Annotated in this window: 21 protein-coding genes and 1 pseudogene; 8 read left to right on the forward strand and 14 right to left on the reverse strand. The window is 67.3% G+C overall.

The window, feature by feature from the left end; translation table 11 throughout:
- A pseudogene (locus BMY22_RS14975) lies at positions 1-248 on the reverse strand (IS5/IS1182 family transposase); the annotation flags it as partial.
- Positions 249-386: 138 nt separating this feature from the next.
- Between BMY22_RS14975 and BMY22_RS14980 the strand changes: the two are divergent.
- Positions 387-1,826: a peptidoglycan DD-metalloendopeptidase family protein gene (locus tag BMY22_RS14980; protein ID WP_090623426.1), complete on the forward strand. Its 1,440-nt coding sequence runs from the start codon at positions 387-389 to the stop codon at positions 1,824-1,826.
- Position 1,827: 1 nt separating this feature from the next.
- Positions 1,828-2,919, forward strand: a complete 1,092-nt coding sequence (locus BMY22_RS14985; RefSeq protein ID WP_090623429.1) for an anhydro-N-acetylmuramic acid kinase — start codon at positions 1,828-1,830, stop codon at positions 2,917-2,919.
- A gap of 69 nt (positions 2,920-2,988) precedes the next feature.
- On the opposite strand, the gene erpA is transcribed toward BMY22_RS14985, so the two are convergent.
- Together erpA and argC are read right to left on the reverse strand one after the other, a co-directional pair.
- On the reverse strand, positions 2,989-3,339 hold the full coding sequence (erpA, locus tag BMY22_RS14990; RefSeq protein WP_090623430.1) for an iron-sulfur cluster insertion protein ErpA: 351 nt from the start codon (positions 3,337-3,339) through the stop codon (positions 2,989-2,991).
- Between the two features lie 162 nt (positions 3,340-3,501).
- Complete coding sequence (gene argC, locus BMY22_RS14995) at positions 3,502-4,536, reverse strand: N-acetyl-gamma-glutamyl-phosphate reductase (protein WP_090623433.1); 1,035 nt, start codon at positions 4,534-4,536, stop codon at positions 3,502-3,504.
- A 133-nt stretch (positions 4,537-4,669) separates the two neighbouring features.
- Here argC and hemJ point away from each other — a divergent pair, with 133 nt between their 5' ends.
- The 3 genes from hemJ (at position 4,670) to coq7 (ending at position 6,274) form a co-directional block, all read left to right on the forward strand.
- Entirely contained in the window at positions 4,670-5,098 is a 429-nt protein-coding gene (gene hemJ, locus BMY22_RS15000) for a protoporphyrinogen oxidase HemJ (protein ID WP_090623434.1), read from the forward strand.
- A 104-nt stretch (positions 5,099-5,202) separates the two neighbouring features.
- On the forward strand, positions 5,203-5,541 hold the full coding sequence (locus BMY22_RS15005; protein ID WP_090623436.1) for a histidine triad nucleotide-binding protein: 339 nt from the start codon (positions 5,203-5,205) through the stop codon (positions 5,539-5,541).
- An 85-nt stretch (positions 5,542-5,626) separates the two neighbouring features.
- The gene (gene coq7 / locus BMY22_RS15010) at positions 5,627-6,274 is read left to right on the forward strand and encodes a 2-polyprenyl-3-methyl-6-methoxy-1,4-benzoquinone monooxygenase (protein ID WP_090623438.1); all 648 of its coding nucleotides are present in this window, start codon (positions 5,627-5,629) and stop codon (positions 6,272-6,274) included.
- 78 nt (positions 6,275-6,352) lie between these two features.
- Here the strand turns inward: coq7 and speD are convergent, their stop codons facing one another.
- The gene (gene speD / locus BMY22_RS15015; protein WP_090623440.1) at positions 6,353-7,147 is read right to left on the reverse strand and encodes an adenosylmethionine decarboxylase; all 795 of its coding nucleotides are present in this window, start codon (positions 7,145-7,147) and stop codon (positions 6,353-6,355) included.
- 217 nt (positions 7,148-7,364) lie between these two features.
- Positions 7,365-7,787, reverse strand: a complete 423-nt coding sequence (locus BMY22_RS15020) for an OsmC family protein (RefSeq protein ID WP_090623442.1) — start codon at positions 7,785-7,787, stop codon at positions 7,365-7,367.
- Between the two features lie 229 nt (positions 7,788-8,016).
- Between BMY22_RS15020 and crp the strand changes: the two genes are divergently transcribed.
- On the forward strand, positions 8,017-8,664 hold the full coding sequence (crp, locus tag BMY22_RS15025) for a cAMP-activated global transcriptional regulator CRP (RefSeq protein WP_090623444.1): 648 nt from the start codon (positions 8,017-8,019) through the stop codon (positions 8,662-8,664).
- Positions 8,665-8,710: 46 nt separating this feature from the next.
- Here crp and trpC read toward each other — a convergent pair whose 3' ends face one another.
- The 3 genes from trpC to BMY22_RS15040 are packed head-to-tail and all read right to left on the reverse strand — an operon-like array spanning position 8,711 to position 11,150.
- Positions 8,711-9,514 carry an indole-3-glycerol phosphate synthase TrpC gene (gene trpC / locus BMY22_RS15030; protein ID WP_090623446.1) on the reverse strand — a complete coding sequence of 268 codons (804 nt, stop codon included), beginning with the start codon at positions 9,512-9,514 and terminating at the stop codon, positions 8,711-8,713.
- The gene (trpD, locus tag BMY22_RS15035; protein ID WP_090623448.1) at positions 9,511-10,557 is read right to left on the reverse strand and encodes an anthranilate phosphoribosyltransferase; all 1,047 of its coding nucleotides are present in this window, start codon (positions 10,555-10,557) and stop codon (positions 9,511-9,513) included. Before trpD ends, trpC begins: the two co-directional genes overlap by 4 nt.
- Entirely contained in the window at positions 10,557-11,150 is a 594-nt protein-coding gene (locus BMY22_RS15040) for an aminodeoxychorismate/anthranilate synthase component II (protein ID WP_090623450.1), read from the reverse strand. Before BMY22_RS15040 ends, trpD begins: the two co-directional genes overlap by 1 nt.
- A 398-nt stretch (positions 11,151-11,548) precedes the next feature.
- On the opposite strand from BMY22_RS15040, the gene BMY22_RS15045 reads away from it, so the two are divergent.
- Positions 11,549-12,058 carry a tetratricopeptide repeat protein gene (locus BMY22_RS15045; RefSeq protein WP_090623453.1) on the forward strand — a complete coding sequence of 170 codons (510 nt, stop codon included), beginning with the start codon at positions 11,549-11,551 and terminating at the stop codon, positions 12,056-12,058.
- Between the two features lie 135 nt (positions 12,059-12,193).
- Positions 12,194-12,802: a DedA family protein gene (locus BMY22_RS15050; protein WP_090623455.1), complete on the forward strand. Its 609-nt coding sequence runs from the start codon at positions 12,194-12,196 to the stop codon at positions 12,800-12,802.
- 97 nt (positions 12,803-12,899) lie between these two features.
- Here BMY22_RS15050 and BMY22_RS15055 read toward each other — a convergent pair whose 3' ends face one another.
- From BMY22_RS15055 to acsA, 6 genes are all read right to left on the reverse strand, one after another.
- The gene (locus BMY22_RS15055) at positions 12,900-14,324 is read right to left on the reverse strand and encodes an RtcB family protein (RefSeq protein ID WP_090623456.1); all 1,425 of its coding nucleotides are present in this window, start codon (positions 14,322-14,324) and stop codon (positions 12,900-12,902) included.
- Between the two features lie 78 nt (positions 14,325-14,402).
- On the reverse strand, positions 14,403-14,651 hold the full coding sequence (locus BMY22_RS15060) for an acyl carrier protein (RefSeq protein WP_090623458.1): 249 nt from the start codon (positions 14,649-14,651) through the stop codon (positions 14,403-14,405).
- Positions 14,652-14,661: 10 nt separating this feature from the next.
- The gene (locus BMY22_RS15065; protein WP_090623460.1) at positions 14,662-15,813 is read right to left on the reverse strand and encodes a dihydrolipoamide acetyltransferase family protein; all 1,152 of its coding nucleotides are present in this window, start codon (positions 15,811-15,813) and stop codon (positions 14,662-14,664) included.
- A 100-nt stretch (positions 15,814-15,913) separates the two neighbouring features.
- A complete protein-coding gene (locus BMY22_RS15070; RefSeq protein ID WP_090623462.1) occupies positions 15,914-16,891 on the reverse strand; it encodes an alpha-ketoacid dehydrogenase subunit beta in 978 nt (325 codons plus the stop codon).
- On the reverse strand, positions 16,888-17,877 hold the full coding sequence (pdhA, locus tag BMY22_RS15075; RefSeq protein ID WP_090623464.1) for a pyruvate dehydrogenase (acetyl-transferring) E1 component subunit alpha: 990 nt from the start codon (positions 17,875-17,877) through the stop codon (positions 16,888-16,890). Before pdhA ends, BMY22_RS15070 begins: the two co-directional genes overlap by 4 nt.
- Positions 17,874-19,634: an acetate--CoA ligase gene (gene acsA / locus BMY22_RS15080; protein WP_090623466.1), complete on the reverse strand. Its 1,761-nt coding sequence runs from the start codon at positions 19,632-19,634 to the stop codon at positions 17,874-17,876. Before acsA ends, pdhA begins: the two co-directional genes overlap by 4 nt.
- Positions 19,635-19,658 lie beyond the last annotated feature (24 nt).

Raw genomic sequence — 19,658 nt, forward strand, 5'->3', positions numbered from 1 at the left:
CCGCATCCGCCATCCACCGCCTTGATCCCGGCGTACAGCGGCGAGAGGTCCTGCTGCTCGACGTAGCCCCACACCAACCGCGCCGGATGATCCTCCGAAAGCAGACTCTCCAGGTCACTGGGGCGCAGCTCGATCTGATTCCGGTTCGGGCGCTGCACACGCGCCGCCGCCTTGGCCTTGAGGGGCGGCGCGGGCCGTGCATCTGGAATAGGTAGATCGTCGAATAACTCGCCACCTGAGCCTGTCATTTTTTGCATCCAGTCCAAATCCTGCGCCCATTCTCGCAACATGCTGGCCTCGGTGGTTTTTTCACAGCCTCTCAGGGTTGCCTCATAGGCAATTTGGTTATATTTTAGGCAGTTACTGTAACCAAAACACCCTCAGCCATGACTCATAAAGACACCAAAGCCCCGCTCTACCCCAAAAGCCATATTTTGGCTGCCAGTGGCGTAGCAGCGTTGCTCAGCCTGGCCCTGCTGGTGTTCCCCTCACGCGAAGTCGAAGCGAAGAAACCCTTTATCCATCCGGAGATAGGGAGCGCTTTGACCCAGATTGAAAAAACAGACGACCAAAAACCAGAGCTGTCCTCCGACGACGAGACGGTGCAACCCTTTGCCGAGATCGAAGGCTCCTCGGATAGCCTGCACGACTCTGCGGAGCAATCTCTTCCGCAGACTGAAAGCGATGCTCTCCCCATAGCGACGCCCTCCTCCGTATCCACTACCAAAAAAGTGGTGACCGCAAGCAAGGGCGACACTCTTTCGGCGGTGTTTGCCAAGGCTGGAGTCCCCGACGCTACCTTGAAAGAAATCCTTGGCAGCAGCAAAGAGACTGCCAGAGAGCTGAAACACCTCAAGGCTGGGCAGAAATTCGAGTTCACGCTTTCCGCCAATGGCGAACTGCAGACCCTGCAGACCACACTGGACAGACTGAAAACCCTAGGAATCAATAAATCCGCCGAAGGGTTCTCCAGCGAGCGCGAGACTGCCGAACCAGAGGTGCGCACCGTCTACACTCGCGGCGTGATCGGCAGCTCCCTGTTTCTTGCAGCCAAGAAAGCCGGTCTCTCCCATAGCATGACCCAGGCTCTGTCGAACATCTTTGCCTATGATATCGATTTCGCTCAGGACATCCGCCGCGGCGACGAGTTCGAAGTGGTCTACGAGGAAAAGCCTCTCGGCAGCAAGCACTCGAACCAGAACAACATCCTTGCCGCCCGCTTCGTTAATCGAGGCAAGACCTATACCGCGGTGCGCTACACCGACAAGCAAGGCGTAACCAGCTACTACACCGCCGACGGCAACAGCATGCGCAAGGCCTTCATCCGCACCCCCGTGGACTTCGCCCGCATAAGCTCGCGCTTTTCCAACGGCCGACGCCATCCAATTCTCAACAAGATCCGCGCCCACAAGGGCGTCGACTACGCAGCGCCACACGGTACGCCGATCCGCGCAACCGGCGACGGAAAAGTGCAGCTCGCCGGCCGCAAGGGGGGGTACGGCAACACCGTGATCATCCAGCACGGCAACCGCCATCAAACCCTCTATGCACACATGCAGGGCTTTGCCAAAGGACTCCGCACCGGCAGCACCGTCAAACAAGGGCAGATCATCGGCTACATAGGCACCACAGGCTTGTCGACCGGGCCGCATCTCCATTATGAGTTCCAGATCAATGGCGCTCACGTCGACCCTTTGTCGCAAAAGCTGCCGATGGCCGATCCGATCGCCCGAGGCGAAAGACAGCGCTTCCTGCAGCAAACCCAGCCGCTGATGGCCCAGATGAATCAGGAAAAGAACACCATGCTGGCCATGGACAAGCGCTGACATGGCACTTTATCTAGGGGTGATGTCGGGTACCAGCCTGGACGGACTAGACATCGCCCTTATCGACCAGGGCACCCGAACCCAGCTCCTTGGCACGTTCTATCTGCCCATGCCAGCAGATCTTCGCGCCGATCTGCTGGCTCTTTGTTCCCCCGGCCCCGACGAACTGGTGCGGGCAGCGCTTGCCGAGCAGCAGTGGGTCCGTCTGGCCTCCCAAGGCATCGATAGCCTGCTCAAACAGCAGCGCATCCAACCCGCCCAAGTTCGCGCCATTGGCAGCCACGGACAAACCATCCGCCACCATCCGGCGCAGGGCATCACCATCCAGATCGGCAACCCAGCCCTGCTAGCCGAATGCACCGGCATCAGCGTCGTCAGCGACTTCCGGCGACGCGATCTTGCCGCAGGAGGCCAAGGCGCTCCACTGGTACCGGCATTCCACCAGGCACTGTTCGCGGACGACAGCAGCCACCGCGCGATCCTCAACGTGGGCGGCTTCAGCAATCTGACCCTGATCGAACCAGGACGGCCGGTCTCCGGCTTCGATTGCGGCCCCGGCAATGTTCTTCTGGACGCTTGGATTCAGCGCCAGCAAGGCCTCGAGTTTGATCGTAACGGCGACTGGGCCGCCAGCGGCAAGGTGCAGGCGGGATTGCTGAAGGCGCTTCTCGGCGATCCCTTCTTTCTGACCCAAGGCCCGAAAAGCACGGGGCGCGAGCTGTTCAACATGGTCTGGCTGGAGCAGCAACTGGCCGGACTACCAGCCATGGCGCCAGCGGATATCCAGGCCACCCTGCTCGAACTCACCGCCCGCAGCATCGTCGACTCCCTGCAAACGGCCCGCAGCCGAACGGATGAGCTACTCGTGTGTGGCGGCGGAGCCCATAACCAGGCGCTCATGACGCGACTCGCCGAACTGTTGCCAGCCAGCAAGGTGGCCACCACCGAGACTTACGGGATTCCCCCGGACTGGATCGAAGCCATGGCCTTCGCTTGGCTGGCGCATTGCTGCCTGGAAGGCATACCCGCCAACCGGCCCAGCGTGACCGGCGCACGAGGGCCGCGGATTCTCGGCGCCATCTATCCCGCTTGAGCCCCAGGCAATGCGCAGGCCAACAAAAACGCCACCCTTCGGGTGGCGTTTTGACTTGAAGATGCAGTCTCAGACCGAGAAGGACTGGCCACAACCGCAGGTGGTCGCGGCATTGGGGTTCTTGATCACGAAACGCGAGCCTTCCAGCCCTTCCTGATAATCCACCTCGGCCCCGGCCAGATATTGAAAACTCATCGGATCGACGACCAGGCTGACGCCCTCACGCTCGACGATGGTGTCGTCCTCGGCGACGTCCTCGTCGAAGGTGAATCCATACTGGAATCCCGAGCACCCACCACCGGTGACGAAAACGCGGAGCTTCAGACGCGGATTGCCTTCCTCGCTGATTAGGGTCTTCACCTTGTTTGCAGCCCCCGGCGTGAAGAGCAGCGGGGTCGGGGTGAAGGTTTCGACGGTCATGCTGGTGACTCCCCGGCGCCATGCGCCCTAACTTTCATTGACGGCGGATTATCCACCCGCTCGGAAAACCCGGTCAACCGACGGTCCCGACCCCGCCCTCCCGCAGGCCTTGCCGGCGGTCGGCTCTCGGAAGGCAGGGCACTCGGCAACCGGCCTTCTCGATCAGGGCAGCAAGGCGGCATGGGCCAGGCCGAGCCGCTCGTCCAGCCCGAAGAGGATGTTCATGTTCTGCACCGCCTGCCCGGAGGCCCCCTTGACCAGGTTGTCGATCACCGACAGCACCACCACCAGATCGCCGCCCTGTGGCCGGTGCACGGCAATGCGGCAGACGTTGGCCCCCCGCACGCTGCGGGTTTCCGGATGGCTGCCGGCCGGCATCACGTCGACGAAGGGCTCGTCGGCATAGCGTTTCTCGTAAAGCGCCTGCAGGTCCACGGCGCGGTCGGCGACGGTCGCATACAGGGTGGCATGGATGCCGCGAATCATCGGCGTGAGGTGTGGCACGAAGGTCAATCCGACCTCACCCCCGGCCGCGCGGCGCAGGCCCTGGCTGATCTCCGGCAGGTGACGATGCCCCTTCACCGAGTAGGCCATCATGCTTTCGCCGGCCTCGCAGAACAGCGAACCAACCTTGGCCCCACGGCCGGCACCGCTGACCCCGGACTTGCAATCGGCGATCAGCCGCGCGTTGTCGGCCAGACCGGCCTCCAGCAGCGGCAGGAAGCCCAACTGGGTGGCGGTCGGATAGCAGCCGGGGACGGCGATCAGACGCGCCGTACGGATCTGCTCGCGATTCACTTCCGGCAGGCCATAGACCGCCTCCGGCAGCAGCTCCGGGGCGCCGTGCGGCTGACCGTACCAGCGGGCCCATTCCTCGGCGTCCTGCAGCCGAAAGTCGGCGGACAGGTCGATCACCCGGGTGCCGGCAGCCAGCAGCTCGCCGGCCAGGGCATGGGCGACACCGTGCGGCGTGGCGAAGAACACCACGTCGCAACCACCCAGAATGACGCTGTCCGGCACGCTGAAGGCCAGTCCGTCGTAATGGCCACGCAGGTTCGGGTACATATCGGCCACCTTCACCCCTGCCTCCGAGCGCGAGGTGATCACCGCCACCTCCGCCTGGGGATGCTGCGCCAGCAGACGCAGCAGTTCGACCCCGGTGTAGCCCGTGCCGCCAACGATACCGACCTTGATCATAACCCGTCCTCGCCTCAAGCCAGTGAAAGGGTGCCGATGATAAAGCCCCGGCTGGCGGCGGGCCAACCGCCCGGATGACGTGCACGGCTGCCAGCCACTAGTATTCCGGGGTTACCGCTATCGGGAGTACCCCATGCTCTACCTCTGGCTGAAAGCCCTGCACATCATCGCCGTCGTCTGCTGGTTCGCCGGACTCTTCTACCTGCCGCGCCTGTTCGTCTACCACGCCATGAGCGAGGACCATGCCAGCCGCGAACGCTTCTGCGTCATGGAGCGCAAGCTCTACCGGGGCATCATGAACCCCTCGCTGATCGCCACCCTGCTGCTCGGCGCAGGCCTCATCGCACTGAACCCGGGCTATTACTTCAGCCAAGGCTGGATGCATGCGAAGCTCGCTGCGGTCCTTCTGCTGATCGGCTACCACCATGCCTGCGGCGCCCAGCTCAAGCGCTTCGCCAAGGGCGAAACCCCACACGGCCATGTGTTCTTCCGCTGGTTCAACGAAGTCCCCGTGCTGTTCCTGCTGGCCATCGTGATCCTGGTCGTGGTGCGGCCCTTCTGATGCCCTCGGAGCCCAACAGGACGGCTCCACATCGACTCGCCACTGGCCGCTACAGAACGCCCCCGTTAAACTCGGGACCTTCATAACAGGCAGGGAGACCGTCCGTGGACTGTCTATTTTGCAAGATCGCGGCCGGGGAAATCCCGGCGCGCAAGCTCTACGAGGACGACCAGGTCGTTGCCTTCCACGACATCGGCCCGCAGGCGCCGGTGCACTTTCTGGTCATTCCGAAGCGGCACATTCCCACCCTCAACGACCTGGGCGAAGCGGACAGACTGCTTGCCGGACACCTGCTCTTCACCGCCCAGCGGCTGGCCAGGGAGCAGGGCTGCGAAGAGGGCTTTCGCGTGGTGATGAACTGCAACGAGCAAGGCGGACAGACCGTCTACCACATCCACATGCATGTGCTCGGCCAGCGCCAGATGCACTGGCCGCCGGGCTGAGGCTCTGCGCCGCGCCTGCGGCCCCTTCCCCCAAGCAGCGACCGCCTGGGTTAAACTGCCCGGCATGAATTCTCCCGGAGGTTCCATGGCCAACGAACGCCACTACTCGGCCGTCGACCGTCTGCTGCTGCAGGCCGATGCCGCCCTGCGCACCCTGCTGCCCTTCAGCGGCAAGCCCTATCGCCCGTCACCGGCGCAGGGCGAACCGGAAACCCAGCTCGACGCCGGCAAGGCCCGCCACGTCGCCGGCCTGATGCGCATCAACCACACCGGCGAGGTCTGCGCCCAGGCGCTCTACCAGGGCCAGTCGCTGACTGCCCGGCTGCCGCAGGTGCGCAGTGCCATGGAACAGGCCGCCAACGAGGAAGTCGATCACCTGGCTTGGTGCGAACAGCGCATCCGCGAACTGGACAGCCGGCCCAGCCTGCTCAATCCGCTGTTCTACGGCCTGTCCTTCGGCATCGGCGCGGCCGCCGGGATGATCAGCGACAGGGTCAGCCTGGGCTTCGTCGCCGCGACCGAGGACCAGGTCTGCAAGCACCTGGACGAGCATCTGGACCAGTTGCCGGAGGAAGACCGGAAATCCCGCGCCATCCTCGAGCAGATGCGCATCGACGAGCAGCAGCACGCCACCACCGCCCTCGAGGCCGGCGGCCTGCGCTTCCCGGGGCCGGTCAAGCTCGGCATGAGCCTGCTGTCCAAGGTGATGACCAAGACCACCTACCGGATCTGAGCGGCACAACCTGTCGAGCAAGACAAAGGGCGCCGCGGCGCCCTTGGTCTTTTGGGTTCGAGCCTGAAGCCGGATGCCTCAGTGCGGCATGTTGCGCGCGTAGAAGATCTCCAGCATCTCGTGACGCAGCCGCTCCTCCACCTGCTTGCGCTGCTCGCCGGACAGGTTGCGGGTGGCGTCGCCGAACAGGTAGTTGTCCAGGTCGAAGTCCTTGAGCAGCATCTTGGTGTGGAACATGTTCTCCTGATACACGTTCACGTCGGTCATCTGGTAGGCCGCGCGGGTATCCGCGGAGAGATATTTCTGGATCGAGTTGATCTCATGATCGATGAAGTGCTTGCGGCCCTCCACGTCGCGGGTGAAGCCCCGCACGCGGTAGTCCACGGTGACGATGTCCGAGTCGAACTGGTGGATCAGGTAATTGAGCGCCTTCAGCGGCGAGATCACCCCGCAGGTGGACACGTCGATATCCACCCGGAAGGTGGCCAGCCCATCGACCGGATGGATTTCCGGGTAGGTGTGCACGGTGATGTGGCTCTTGTCCAGGTGCGCCAGGATGGTTTCCGGCAGAGGCCCCGGCGACTCCTCGATCTGACTCTCGGTCGGCTCGACCGGCTGCTCGGAGATCAGGATGGTCACGCTGGCACCCTGCGGGTCGTAGTCCTGGCGGGCGATGTTCAGTACATTGGCACCGATGATGTCGACAACATCGGTGAGAATCTGCGTCAGCCGCTGGGCATCGTATTCTTCGTCGATATACCGGACATAGGCCTGCTGATCTTCCGGCGTTTCCGCGTAGCAGATGTCGTAGATGTTGAAGCTCAAGGTCTTGGTCAGGTTGTTGAACCCATGGAGCTTGAGTTTGCTTTTCACCGTTTGGAAACTCTCAGTCGATGCGGCCCCGCCGCGTGATTGGGCATGCCCGTCAGATGCGCAGGAGGGCATCTGCGTGGGACGGTTAACACCTCTTCGCGTTGGCGATTGTGGTTGTGCTGCCGGGGCCAGATGCCCCCGAAAATGGGGGCGAATTATGCAGAGCTGCGCGTCGCGATGCCAGCGTCCGCACAGCCTTCGCGATCGTTGGGACGATTCAGCCGAGTTCGACGATCTCGTAGTCGTGGCCGATCTCCACGCCGGCGCGCCCCAGCATGATGGACGCGGAACAGTATTTCTCCGCGGACAGCTCCACCGCCCGCTTGACCTGCGCCTCCTTCAGCCCCCGCCCCTTGACCACGAAGTGCAGGTGGATCTTGGTGAACACCTTGGGGTCCTCGCCGGCCCGCTCGGCCTCCAGGAAAGCCTCGCAGCTTTCCACCGCCTGCCGCGACTTCTTCAGGATGCTCACCACGTCGAAGCTGGAGCAGCCGCCCAGACCGAGCAGCAGCATCTCCATCGGCCGGATGCCGAGGTTGCGCCCGCCGTTCTCCGGCGGGCCATCCATGACCACCGCATGACCGCTGCCGGACTCGCCGATGAACATGGCTTCGCCGGCCCATTGAATGCGCGCTTTCATCGCCAGACTCCCTTGCTGAAAATGCCGCGAATTCTAGCACAGCGCCCCTTGCCCACCGCCGCGGCCCGGAAAACGGGAAAGAGCGGGGGAGATGTTCGCTCCATCACAAATCGGTCCCGGCATGGCACGCGTGCCTGTTAAGCTGGCGCCGGTTTACTGGCACACTTAAGCCACAAATAGAAAACCGCCAGATGACAAGGACCTATTTCCACTCCAAGGGGAACCCCGCGTGGTCGCTCTCACCCTTCTTCCACCCAAGCCCAACACCCACGACAAGCTGCTCGCCCATTGCCATCGGCGCCGCTACACCGCCAAGAGCACCATCATCTATGCGGGTGACCGGTGCGAAAGCCTGTTCTTCATCATCAAGGGGTCGGTCACCATCCTCATCGAGGATGACGACGGACGCGAGATGATCATCGCCTACCTGAACGCCGGGGACTTCTTCGGCGAGATGGGACTGTTCGACAAGGAAGGCAGCGAGAAGGAACGCAGCGCCTGGGTCCGCGCCAAGACCGAGTGCGAAGTGGCGGAACTCAGCTATGCCAAATTCCGCGAACTGGCCCAGCAGGACCCGGAAATCCTCTACGCCCTCGGCCGGCAGATGGCCGACCGCCTGCGCAACACCACCCGCAAGGTCGGCGACCTGGCCTTCCTCGACGTCACCGGCCGCGTGGCGCGCACCCTGCTCGACCTGTGCAAGCAGCCCGACGCCATGACCCATCCCGACGGCATGCAGATCAAGATCACCCGTCAGGAAATCGGCCGCATCGTCGGTTGCTCGCGGGAAATGGTCGGCCGCGTTCTGAAGAGCCTGGAGGAACAAGGCCTGGTTCACGTCAAGGGAAAGACCATGGTGGTCTTCGGCACCCGCTGACGACCCGCCTCCAGCCCGGCGCGCCACACGCCGGGCCGCCTTTCCCTCAGGCGCTCGGGAAGAACAGCCGGCGCAGCTCGGCACCCGGCTTCTCGGCACGCATGAACGCCTCGCCGACGAGGAAGGCGTACACGCCGCTGACCTCCATCAGTTCGACATCGGCACGGTTGAGAATGCCGCTCTCGGTGATCACCAGACGGTCCCGCGGTACCTTCGGCAACAGGTCGAGGGTGACTTCCAGGCTCACCTCGAAGGTGTGCAGGTTGCGGTTGTTGATGCCGATCAGCGGCGTTTCCAGCTGCAGCGCCCGCTCCAGCTCAGCGCCGTCATGCACCTCCACCAGCACGTCGAGACCGACCGACTTCGCTGTGGCGGCCAGCTCCATCATCTGCGCATCGCCCAGCGCGGCGACGATCAGCAGCACGCAATCGGCACCCAGCGCACGGGCCTCGACCACCTGATAGGGATCGACCAGGAAATCCTTGCGGATCACCGGCAGGCGGCAAGCCGCGCGGGCCTCCTGCAGATAGGCGTCGCCCCCCTGGAAGAAGTCCACGTCGGTCAGCACCGACAGGCAGGTCGCCCCGCCCTCCTCGTAGCTTTTGGCGATCTCCGCGGGGACGAAGTGCTCGCGCAGCACGCCCTTGCTCGGCGAGGCCTTCTTGACCTCGGCGATCACCGCCGGCTGCTTGCGCCCGACCTGCGCCTGCAGGGCCGCGGCGAAGCCGCGCGGGGCACTGGCGGAACGGGCCAGTGCCTCGACCTCGGCGAGCGGGACACGGGCGCTGCGCTCGGCGACTTCCTCGACCTTGCGCGCAATGATCTTTTCCAGAACGGTAGGCAGGCTCACGCTTGATTCTCCTGACGAAAGACGGCGGTGATGGAGACCAGCTCCTCCAGCTTGTCGCGCGCCAGCCCGGTGTGCAGGGCATCGTGGGCCAGCGCCACGCCCTCCTTCAGGCTGCCGGCCCGGTCGGCGGCATAGAGCGCGGCGCCGGCATTGAGCACGATCATCTCGGCGGCCTTCTGGCCATTCTCGCTCCGGCGCCGGCCGAGGGCATCGCGGATCAACGCCAACGACTCCTGCGGCCCCTCCACATTGAGGCCGATCAGGCTCTGGCTCTTGATGCCGAAATCCTCCGGCTGGACGAGGTACTCGCCGATTTCGCCGTTCTTCAGCTCGGCGACATGGGTCGGTGCGGCCAGGCTGATCTCGTCCAGGCCGTCCTGGGCATGCACCACCAGTACATGCTCGCTGCCCAGACGGGCCATCACCTCGGCCAGCGGCCGGCACAACGCTTGGCTGAACACTCCGAGCACCTGATGCTTCACCCCGGCCGGATTGGTCATCGGCCCGAGCATGTTGAACAGCGTGCGCAAGCCGAGTTCGCGGCGCGGACCGATGGCATGCTTCATCGCGCCGTGGTGGGCGGGAGCGAACATGAAGCCGACGCCGACCGACTCGACGCAGCGCGCCACCTGCTCGGGGGAGAGGTCCAGATAGACCCCGGCAGCCTCCAGCAGGTCGGCGCTACCGCTCTTGCCGGAAACCGCGCGGTTGCCGTGCTTGGCCACCCGGCCGCCGGCCGCGGCGACGACGAAGGCCGCCGCGGTGGAGACGTTGAAGATGTTCATGCCGTCGCCGCCGGTACCGCAGGTGTCGACCAGACGCTCGACGCCGATCCGCACCGGCGCGGCCAACTCGCGCATGACCAGCGCGGCGCCGACGATCTCGTCGATGCTCTCGCTCTTCATGCGCATGCCCATGAGAAAGGCGCCGATCTGCGCATCGCTGCACTGGCCGGTCATGATCAGGCGCATTACCTGCTGCATTTCCGCCGTGCTCAGATCGAGGCGGTTGACCACCCGGTCCAGGGCCTGCTTGATGTCCATCAGCGCACGCCTCCGCTCTGCTTCAGGAAGTTGGCGAACAGCTCGTGTCCCTGCTCGGTGAGAATCGACTCGGGGTGGAACTGCACGCCTTCGATGTTCAGGGTCTTGTGCCGCAGGCCCATGATCTCGTCCACCGAGCCGTCCTCGAACTGGGTCCAGGCGGTGATCTCCAGGCACTCCGGCAGGGTTTCGCGCTTGACCACCAGGGAATGGTAGCGGGTCACGGTGAGCGGGTTGTTGAGGCCGGCGAACACCCCCCGGTCATGGTGGAACACCGGGCTGGTCTTGCCGTGCATGGCCACCCGCGCGCGCACCACGTCGCCGCCGAAGGCCTGGCCGATGCTCTGGTGGCCGAGGCAGACGCCGAGGATCGGCAGCTTGCCGGCGAAGTGACGGATCGCCTCCAGCGACACCCCGGCCTCGCTGGGCGTGCAGGGGCCGGGCGAGACCACCAGGCGCTCCGGGCGCAGGGCCTCGATCTCGGCGATGCTCAGCTCGTCGTTGCGGATCACCTTGACCTCCGCCCCCAGCTCGCCGAGATAGTGGACGACGTTGTAGGTGAAGGAATCGTAATTATCGATCATCAGCAGCATGGTAGGCGTAACCCCTTGGTATTACTGCTTTTTACTAGGCGCTGACTGATTTCGCGTCCGCTTGTATACCCGCTACTTTTTTCGCTGGGCCGTTTGACAATGGTGCGGATCGACAGAAAACAGGGAAGCGGCGTATTCGTTCCGGCTGGCCGGAAAAGACAGGAGGTTAAGCGCGCCAGCGCCAACGGGCGTGGGCCTTGACGACTCGCATCAGAAGGGTGCTGCTGGATGTCACGGAAATGTCTCGCCTTGCTATCGGGGCACAGTAGCCCAGGCCCGGTCGGCCTGCAACCGGACTATACCAGAGCGCACGGCCCGGCAGCGCCGGCGCGCGGCAGGCGCGGTATGATCGCGCCCGTTTTCCACGCCAGCCGCAAAAGAGACGAGCCTGCGCCGCCATGATCAAGACACCCTTCGGGATTTCCGGCCTGTGGCCGGCCCTGCTGCTCTGGGCCCTCGGCTCGGCTCTGCCCGCCAGCGCGGCCGCGCAGGAAAACCAGGCGGTGGTCGCCCTGATGAAAACCGCCATCGAGGAATTCGGCGCCGGGCGGCCCGATCAGGCCGCGTCCGCCCTGGAACGGGGACTGCGCATCGAGCCGGACAACGCCATCCTCTGGCACTACCTGGGGCAGACCCGTCTGCATCAGGGACATTATCAGGAGGCCGAGTCCCTGGCTGCCAAGTCCAACACCTTGGCCGGCGACAACGCCGCCTTGCGGGCGCGCAACGCCTGGCTGATCGGCGCGGCCCGGCAGGCCGCCAACCAGAACCGCACCCCGCCGGCCACCGACGGCGAGCGGGTCCTGCAGCAGCGACTCGACGCGGAGATCGAACGACGCCGGCAAGCCGAGGCCGAGGTCGCCGCCCTGCGCGAACGGCTGGAGCAGGAACAGGCGCGACGCCGCTAGGCCGAGGCCTCCCGCTCTGCCGTGCGAGCGTTTCGCCTGGGCGGTGCACGCCCCATGTATCATGGACTCGGCAGCAACCCCGTTCAGAAAACCGCATAGACAACCCAGGCGCGCAGGCGCAAGAGACCCCCACGAATGTTTGAAGGCATAGTCGATTTCATCGCGCAGACGGGCTACCTCGGCGTGTTCCTCCTGATGGTCCTGGAAAACGTCTTCCCGCCCATTCCCTCCGAGCTGATCATGCCGCTGGCCGGCTTCGCCGCCGCCAAGGGCGAGCTGAGCGTGTTCGGCGTGCTGCTGGCGGGCGTCGCCGGCTCGGTATTCGGCGCGCTGCCTTGGTACTACGCAGGCTATTTCTTCGGCAACGCGCGGCTGAAACGGCTGGCCGGACGCTTCGGTCGCTGGATGACCGTTACCCCCCGGGAGGTGGACGCCGCCTCTGCCTGGTTCGAGCGGCATGGCTGGCAGGCCACGCTGTTCGGCCGGCTGGTTCCGGCGGTCCGCACGCTGATCTCGACGCCCGCCGGCATGGTCGCCATGCCGATGCGCGCCTTCCTGTTCTACTCGACGGTCGGCTCGCTGCTGTGGACCGGGCTGCTGACCTGCGCGGGCTACCTGCTGCACGGCCAGTACGCGTTGGTCGCCGACTACGTCGATCCGCTGTCCAAGGTGGTGGTGCTGGCGGTGGTCGGCCTGTACCTGTATCGCCTGCTCACCCACAAGGGAGAGCAAGCCGAGGCCTGAGCCGGCCGCAAGGTCATCATTCAGCCCGAGGCCCGTGCCTCGGGCTTTTCGTTTCTGCCCGCCGCCAGGGCTGAGCCCCGGTAGCGTGGGCCGCGGCTCAGCCCTTGACGCACACCAGCGGCCGCAGCCGCGCCACCCGCCGCGCCAGCCCCGCCTGCTCGGCCGCCTCGACCACCGCACCGACGTCCTTGTAGGCCAGCGGCGCCTCCTCGGCGACGCCGCGCAGGCTCGGGCTGCGGATCAGGATGCCGCGCGAAGCCAGCTCGTCGACCACGCCGCGGCCCTGCCAGCGGCACAGCGCCTCGTGGCGGCTCATCGCCCGCCCGGCGCCGTGGCAGGCCGAGGCGAAGGCATGGGCCTGGCCGGCGCCGGCGAGCACCCAGGAGGCGGTGCCCATGCTGCCACCGATCAGCACCGGCTGGCCGACAGTGCGGTACTCCGCCGGCAGCTCGGCGTGGCCCGGGCCGAAGGCACGGGTGGCGCCCTTGCGGTGGACGAACAGGCGCCGGCGCTCGCCGTCGACGAGGTGGCTCTCCTCCTTGCAGGTGTTGTGCGACACGTCGTAGAGCAGCGGCATATGGATGCCGGGGAACAGCTCGGCGAAGGCCTCGCGCGCCAGGTGGGTGAGGATCTGCCGGTTGGCCAGCGCGCAGTTGATCGCCGCGCGCATGGCGCCGAGGTAGCGCTGGCCCAGCGCGGATTTCAGCGGCGCGCAGGCCAGTTCGCGGTCGGCCAGGGCGATGCCGGCGCGCGGCGCGGCGATCACCATCTCGCGCAAGAAATCGGTGCCGATCTGATGGCCCATGCCCCGCGAGCCGCAGTGGAGGGTCGCCAGCACGTCGCCCGCCGCCAGGCCGTAGGCCTGCGCCGCCTGCGCGTCGAACAGCGCATCGACCACCTGCACCTCCAGGTAGTGGTTGCCCGAACCGAGGGTGCCCATCTCGTCGCGCTGGCGCTTTTTCGCCTGCTCCGAGACGGCGGAGGGATCGGCGCCGGCCATGCAGCCGGATTCCTCGATGCGCGCCAGGTCCGCCGGACTGCCGAAACCCCGCTCGACCGCCCACCGCGCCCCGCCGCGCAGCATCGCGCCCATCGCCTGCCCGCTCAGGCGCAGCGCCCCGGTGCTGCCCAGCCCGGCCGGGATGCGCCGGTACAGCACGTCTGCCAGACGCTCCTGCACCCGCTGGATGTCGGCCAGCTTGAGGCCGGTGTGCAGCGTGCGCACGCCGCAGGAAATGTCGAAACCGACCCCGCCGGCGGAGACCACGCCGCCGGCCTCGGCATCGAAGGCCGCCACCCCGCCGATGGGAAAGCCGTAGCCCCAGTGGGCGTCGGGCATGGCGTAGGCGGCCTCGACAATGCCCGGCAGGCCGGCGACGTTGGCCAGTTGCTCGCCGACCTTGGCGTCCATCGCCTCGAGCAGCTCGCGCGAGGCGAAGATCACCCCCGGCACGCGCATCGCTCCCTGCCTGGGCATCTCCCATTCGAAGGGGCCGCGCTGGCGAAATTGCGCGAGGTTCATCGTCGCTCTCCGGCAGGAAGCAGTCGCCTGACTATAGGTGAGCCCCCGCGGCCGGGGCGGGCCGGTCATCGACTGAACTCAACTCGCCAGCCGCTCGGCGAGGTAGGCCAGCAGCGCATCCAGGCTGGTCAGCTTCTGGTAGTCGGCCTCCGGGATGTTCACCCCGAGCCGCTGGTGCAGGGCGGCGAGAAAGCGCAACCAGTCCATCGAGTCGAGATCGACCTCGTCGCGCAGCAGACGGTCGCTGCGCAGGGTTTCCGGTTCGACCTCGGGCGCGATGCCCTGCAGGGCGGCGAACACTTCGCGGCGGATCTGCGCGTCGTCCATCTTCAACTCCTCACAGGCTGTCCGGGGTCTGCAGCAGGCGGCGGACCTCGGCGAGAAAGCGTGCGCCATAGTGGCCGTCGCTGGCGCGGTGGTCGGCGGCCAGGCTGAACTGGGCGGTGGGCATCACGCAGAGCTTGCCGCCCTCCACCCAGGGCCGCTCGGCGAGGCGACCGACGCCGACCAGCGCCACCTGCGGCGGGTAGATCACCCCGAACACGCCGTCCACGCCCTGGTCGCCGAGCTGGGTGACGGTGAGCGTGGCGTCGGACAGCTCCGAGCTGCGCAGCGAGCCGCTGCGCGCGCGCTGCACCAGGTCGCCCAGCGCCTCCATCAATGGGGTCAGCGGCTGGTCGGCGACATCGTGCAGCGCCGGAGCAATCAACCCGCCCTGGCGCAGGGCGACGGCCACGCCGAGGTGGATGCCGGCGGCCGGGCGGAAGGCGCCGTCCTGCCAGAAGCCGTTGAGCTGCGGGTAGTCGCGCAGCGCCAGGGCGACAGCCTTGAGCAGCAGCACGCCGGGCAGCAAGCGCCGCTCCGGCGCCAGCCCGGCGTTGTGCGCCGCAAGCCAGGCCAGGGCGGCGCCCAGCGGCACCGTCTCGGCCAGGTAGTAATGGGGAATCTCGCGCTTGGAACGGCTCATCGCCGCGGCGATGGCCTGGCGCATGGCGGCGTGGCGGTCGAGGGGCTTGGCCTGCCTGGCCGCGGCCTCGACATCGGCCAGGGTCACCGCGCCCTGCGGCCCCGTGCCGCTCAGGCGGTTGGCATCGACGCCCCGCTCGGCGGCGCGCGTGCGGGCGGCCGGCGAGATGCGCGGGCGGCTGGTGGGGGGTGCGGCGAATGCGGCAGACGTGGCGCTACGTGGCGCGGCTGCCGGCCGGGCCGGTTTCGCGGCATGCGCCGGACGCTGCACGGTTTCCGCGGTTTCCCCCTCCTCCAGCAAAGTGGCGATGGGCGTGCCCACCGGCACCTTGTCGCCGGGCTGGATCAGCAGGTCGAGCACCGTGCCGTCCTGCCAGCACTCCACGTCCACCGCGGCCTTGGCGGTGTCGACCACGGCGACCACCTGGCCGCGCCTGACCGCCGCGCCCGGCGCGATCCGCCACTCCAGCAGGGTGCCCTCGTCCATGTCGGCACCGAGGGAGGGCAGCTTGAATTCGATCATCGGTTCCCCCTTAGGCGATGGCTCCCATACTCCTGCGCCCTCGGGGCGCCGGAGCGTCCCCAGCGGCGTGCCCGCGCGGGAGCATGGGCACGATCACACCCTACGCCAGGCCGAGCAGCCCCTTCGCCGCCGCCACGATCGCCGGCACCTGCGGCAGTGCCGCGTCCTCCAGGTGCTTGGCGTAGGGCATCGGCACCTCGGCGCTGCACACCCGCGCGGGCGGGGCGTCGAGATCGTAGAACGCCTGCTCGACGATCCGCGCGATGATCTCGGCGGCCAGGCTGCCGCTGCGCCAGCCTTCGTCGACCACCAGCGCGCGGCGGGTCTTGCGCACCGAGGCCATCAGCGTGGCGTCGTCCAGCGGGCGCAGCACGCGCAGGTCGATCACCTCGGCGGAAACGCCCTCGCCGGCCAGTTGCTCGGCCGCCGCCAGCGCCTTGCCGAGGGTACCGCCGTAGGCAATCAGGGTCAGGTCGCGGCCTTCGCGGCGCACCCGCGCCGAGCGGATGTCCACCACCTCGCTCTCGTCCAGCTCGCCCTCTTGGTTGTACAGCGCGCCCTGCTCGAAGAGCAGCACCAGGTCGGGGTCCTGCAGCGCCGGCCAGAGCATGCCGCGGGCGTCCTCCAAGGTGGCCGGGGCGAGGATCTTCAGCCCGGGAATGTGGGCGAACCAGCCCTCCAGGCTGTGCGAATGCTGCGCGGCCAGCTGGCGCCCGGCGCCGGTGGTCATGCGCACCACCAGCGGCACCGAGAACTGCCCGCCGGACATGTGGCGCAGGGCGGCGGCGGTGTTCATCAAGGGGTCGAGGGCGAGCAGGCTGAAGTTCACCGTCATCACCTCGACGATCGGCCGCATGCCGCCCAGCGCCGCACCGACGCCGGCGGCGACGAAGCCCAGCTCCGACAGCGGCGTGTCGCGGATGCGCTGCTCGCCGAACTCGTCGAGCAGGCCCTTGCTCACCGCGAAGGTGCCGCCGTAGCGGCCGACGTCCTCGCCCATCAGGAATACCCGCGGATCGCGGGCGAGCGCCTCGCGCAGCCCCTGGCGCAGCGCCTCGCGGTAGGTGATCCGGCTCATGGCTGAGGCTCCGGGGTGTAGACGTCGTTCATCAGCGTCTCGACCGGCTCCAGCGTGCCGGCCTCGGCGAAGGCCACCGCGGCCTCCACCTCGGCCACCGCCTCGGCCTCCAGCGCCAGGAAGCCCGCCTCGTCGAGCAACTCCTGGGCCTTCAGCCGCGCGCTGTAGGTGTGGATCGGCCCGCGCGTCTTCCACGCCTCCACCTCGGCCTTGTCGCGGTACAGCTCGGGGTCGAACATCGAGTGGGCGCGAAAGCGGTAGGTGCGGAACTCGAGAAACTGCGGCCCGCCGCTGGCGCGCACCGCCTCCACCGCGGCACGGGTCGCCTCGTGCACGGCGACCACGTCCATGCCGTCCACCGAGCGGGCCGGCACCTTGAACGCCTGGACCTTGGCGCACAGGTCGGTCTGCGCCTGGGAGCGGGCCAGTGCGGTGCCCATGGCGTAGTAGTTGTTCTCGCAGCAGAACAGCACCGGCAACTGCCAGAGCGCGGCGAGATTCAGCGCCTCGGCGGCGGCGCCCTCGGCCAGTGCGCCCTCGCCGAAGAAGCAGGCGGTCACCCGCCTGCCGCCCTGCATGCGCTCGGCCAGCGCCAGGCCCACCGCCAGCGGGATGCCGCCGGCGACGATGGCGTTGCCGCCGAAGAAGCGCGTGCCGGCGTCGAACAGGTGCATGGAGCCGCCGCGCCCGCGCGAGCAGCCCTCCTGCTTGCCGTACATCTCGGCCATGATCGCGCCCATCGGCACGCCGCACAGCAGCGCGTGGCCGTGCTCGCGGTAGGTGGCGACCACCGCGTCGTCGGCGTTCAGCGCGTGCAGCACGCCGACCGCCACCGCCTCCTCGCCGATGTACAGGTGCAGGAAGCCGCGGATCTTGGCCTCGCCGTACAGCTCGGCGGCGCGCTCCTCCAGGCGACGGATGCGCAGCATGTCGCGCAGCAGTTGCCGCGCGAACTCGGGCGGATAGGACACCGGCGTGTTCGTCATGACGGATTCTCCAGGGTCGAGGTGTCGCCCTCGGGCAGGCCCAGCTCGCGGGCCTTGAGCAGGCGGCGCATCAGCTTGCCGCTGCGGGTGCGCGGCAGGCTCGGCAGGAAGTCCAGCTCCTTGGGCGCCACCGCCGCGCCGAGCCGCTTGCGGGCGTGGCCGAGCAGCTCGTCGCGCAGCGCCTCGCTGGCCGCGAAGCCGCCCTTGAGCGAGACGAAGGCCTTCACCATCTCGCCGAGGAGCAGGTCGGGCTTGCCGATCACCGCCGCCTCGGCCACCGCCGGGTGTTCGAGCAGCGCGCTTTCCACCTCGAAGGGGCCGATCAGATGGCCGGCGGACTTGATCACGTCGTCGCGGCGGCCGACGAACCAGTAGTAGCCGTCGGCGTCGCGGCGGGCGAGATCGCCGCTCAGGTACCAGTCGCCGGCGAAGCAGCGCCGGTAACGCTCCTCCTGGCCGAGGTAGGCGCGGAACATGCCGGGCCAGGGCTGTTTCAGGGCCAGTTCGCCGAGGGCCTCCTCGCCGAGGATGTCCAGGCTGCCGTCCTCGCGCTGCTGGACGATGGCCGCCTCGATCCCCGGCAGCGGCTTGCCCATCGAGCCCGGCTTGATCGCCATGGCCGCGGTGTTGGCGAGCATGATGCCGCCGGTCTCGGTCTGCCACCAGTTGTCGTGGATCGGCAGGCCGAGCACCTCCTGGCCCCACCACACCGCCTCGGGGTTGAGCGGCTCGCCGACGCTGGCGACGAAACGCAGCGCCGGATAGCGGTGCCCGCGCGCCAGTTCGGCGCCGGCCTTCATCAGCAGGCGGATGGCGGTGGGCGCGGTGTACCAGACGCTGATCCGCTCGCGCTCGAGAATGGCGTACCAGCGCTCGGCGTCGAAGTCGGCGCAGTCGATCACGCTGGTCACGCCGAGCAGCAGCGGCGCGAGGATGCCGTAGGAGGTGCCGGTGACCCAGCCGGGATCGGCGGTGCACCAGAACACGTCGCCCGGATGCAGGTCGAGGGCGTACTTGCCGGTCACGTAGTGGGTCAGCGCCGCACCGTGCACGTGCAGCGCGCCCTTCGGGGTGCCGGTGGTGCCGCTGGTGAAGTGCAGCAGCGAGGGGCTGTCGGCGGTGGTCGGGGCGACCGTGAACTCGTCCGCCGCCTCGCCCAGCAAGCGGTGCAGATCGTGGGTGCCTTCCACCGCCAGCGCGCCGTTCTCCTCGTCGTAAAGCAGCACGTGCTTGAGCAGCGGCAGCTTGTCGCGAAGCGCCGCCACCTTGCGCCGGTACAGCGCCTCGCTGGTCAGCAGCACCTCGCCCTCGCCGAGCCGCAGGCGGGTTTCCAGGGGCTCCGGGCCGAAGGCGGAGAACAGCGGCGACACCACGCAGCCGCACTTGAGCCCGCCGAGCACGCCGAGGTACAGCTCCAGGCCGCGGTTGCACAGCACGAACAGCCGCGCGCCGGGTTTTATCCCCAGCGTGGTCAGCAGGTTGGCGAAGCGGCTGGTTAGCCGGCCCAGCTCGCCGTAGCTGACTTCGCGGCGGCGCTCGCCCCGTCCGAGCAGGCGCAGGGCGACATGGGTGCGGCGCGGCCCGGCGGCATGCCGGTCGACCGCCTCGAAGGCCAGGTTCAGCCCGCCGCCGGACAGGCCGGAGAGACCGGTCGCCTCGACCTGCCAGGAGAAGGCGGCACGGGCTGCCGCGGTATCCGACCAGTTGGGGGCGACGCGCAGGTCGGCGGGAGGTTTCTCGATGATGGACGAGCGCATGGGGCTTCTCCCCGCTGCTGAACC

Origin of the sequence: Azotobacter beijerinckii (assembly GCF_900110885.1) — a bacterium.
In the GTDB taxonomy this organism is placed as follows: Bacteria; Pseudomonadota; Gammaproteobacteria; order Pseudomonadales; family Pseudomonadaceae; genus Azotobacter; species Azotobacter beijerinckii.

Coding starts and splice junctions, on each gene's coding strand:
- BMY22_RS14980 (WP_090623426.1), top strand. CDS start 387: ATGACTCATAAAGACACCAAAGCCCCGCTCTACCCCAAAAGCCATATT.
- BMY22_RS14985 (WP_090623429.1), top strand. CDS start 1,828: ATGGCACTTTATCTAGGGGTGATGTCGGGTACCAGCCTGGACGGACTA.
- erpA (WP_090623430.1), bottom strand. CDS start 3,339: ATGACCGTCGAAACCTTCACCCCGACCCCGCTGCTCTTCACGCCGGGG.
- argC (WP_090623433.1), bottom strand. CDS start 4,536: ATGATCAAGGTCGGTATCGTTGGCGGCACGGGCTACACCGGGGTCGAA.
- hemJ (WP_090623434.1), top strand. CDS start 4,670: ATGCTCTACCTCTGGCTGAAAGCCCTGCACATCATCGCCGTCGTCTGC.
- coq7 (WP_090623438.1), top strand. CDS start 5,627: ATGGCCAACGAACGCCACTACTCGGCCGTCGACCGTCTGCTGCTGCAG.
- BMY22_RS15020 (WP_090623442.1), bottom strand. CDS start 7,787: ATGAAAGCGCGCATTCAATGGGCCGGCGAAGCCATGTTCATCGGCGAG.
- trpD (WP_090623448.1), bottom strand. CDS start 10,557: ATGGACATCAAGCAGGCCCTGGACCGGGTGGTCAACCGCCTCGATCTG.
- BMY22_RS15040 (WP_090623450.1), bottom strand. CDS start 11,150: ATGCTGCTGATGATCGATAATTACGATTCCTTCACCTACAACGTCGTC.
- BMY22_RS15045 (WP_090623453.1), top strand. CDS start 11,549: ATGATCAAGACACCCTTCGGGATTTCCGGCCTGTGGCCGGCCCTGCTG.
- BMY22_RS15050 (WP_090623455.1), top strand. CDS start 12,194: ATGTTTGAAGGCATAGTCGATTTCATCGCGCAGACGGGCTACCTCGGC.
- BMY22_RS15055 (WP_090623456.1), bottom strand. CDS start 14,324: ATGAACCTCGCGCAATTTCGCCAGCGCGGCCCCTTCGAATGGGAGATG.
- BMY22_RS15060 (WP_090623458.1), bottom strand. CDS start 14,651: ATGGACGACGCGCAGATCCGCCGCGAAGTGTTCGCCGCCCTGCAGGGC.
- BMY22_RS15065 (WP_090623460.1), bottom strand. CDS start 15,813: ATGATCGAATTCAAGCTGCCCTCCCTCGGTGCCGACATGGACGAGGGC.
- BMY22_RS15070 (WP_090623462.1), bottom strand. CDS start 16,891: ATGAGCCGGATCACCTACCGCGAGGCGCTGCGCCAGGGGCTGCGCGAG.
- pdhA (WP_090623464.1), bottom strand. CDS start 17,877: ATGACGAACACGCCGGTGTCCTATCCGCCCGAGTTCGCGCGGCAACTG.
- acsA (WP_090623466.1), bottom strand. CDS start 19,634: ATGCGCTCGTCCATCATCGAGAAACCTCCCGCCGACCTGCGCGTCGCC.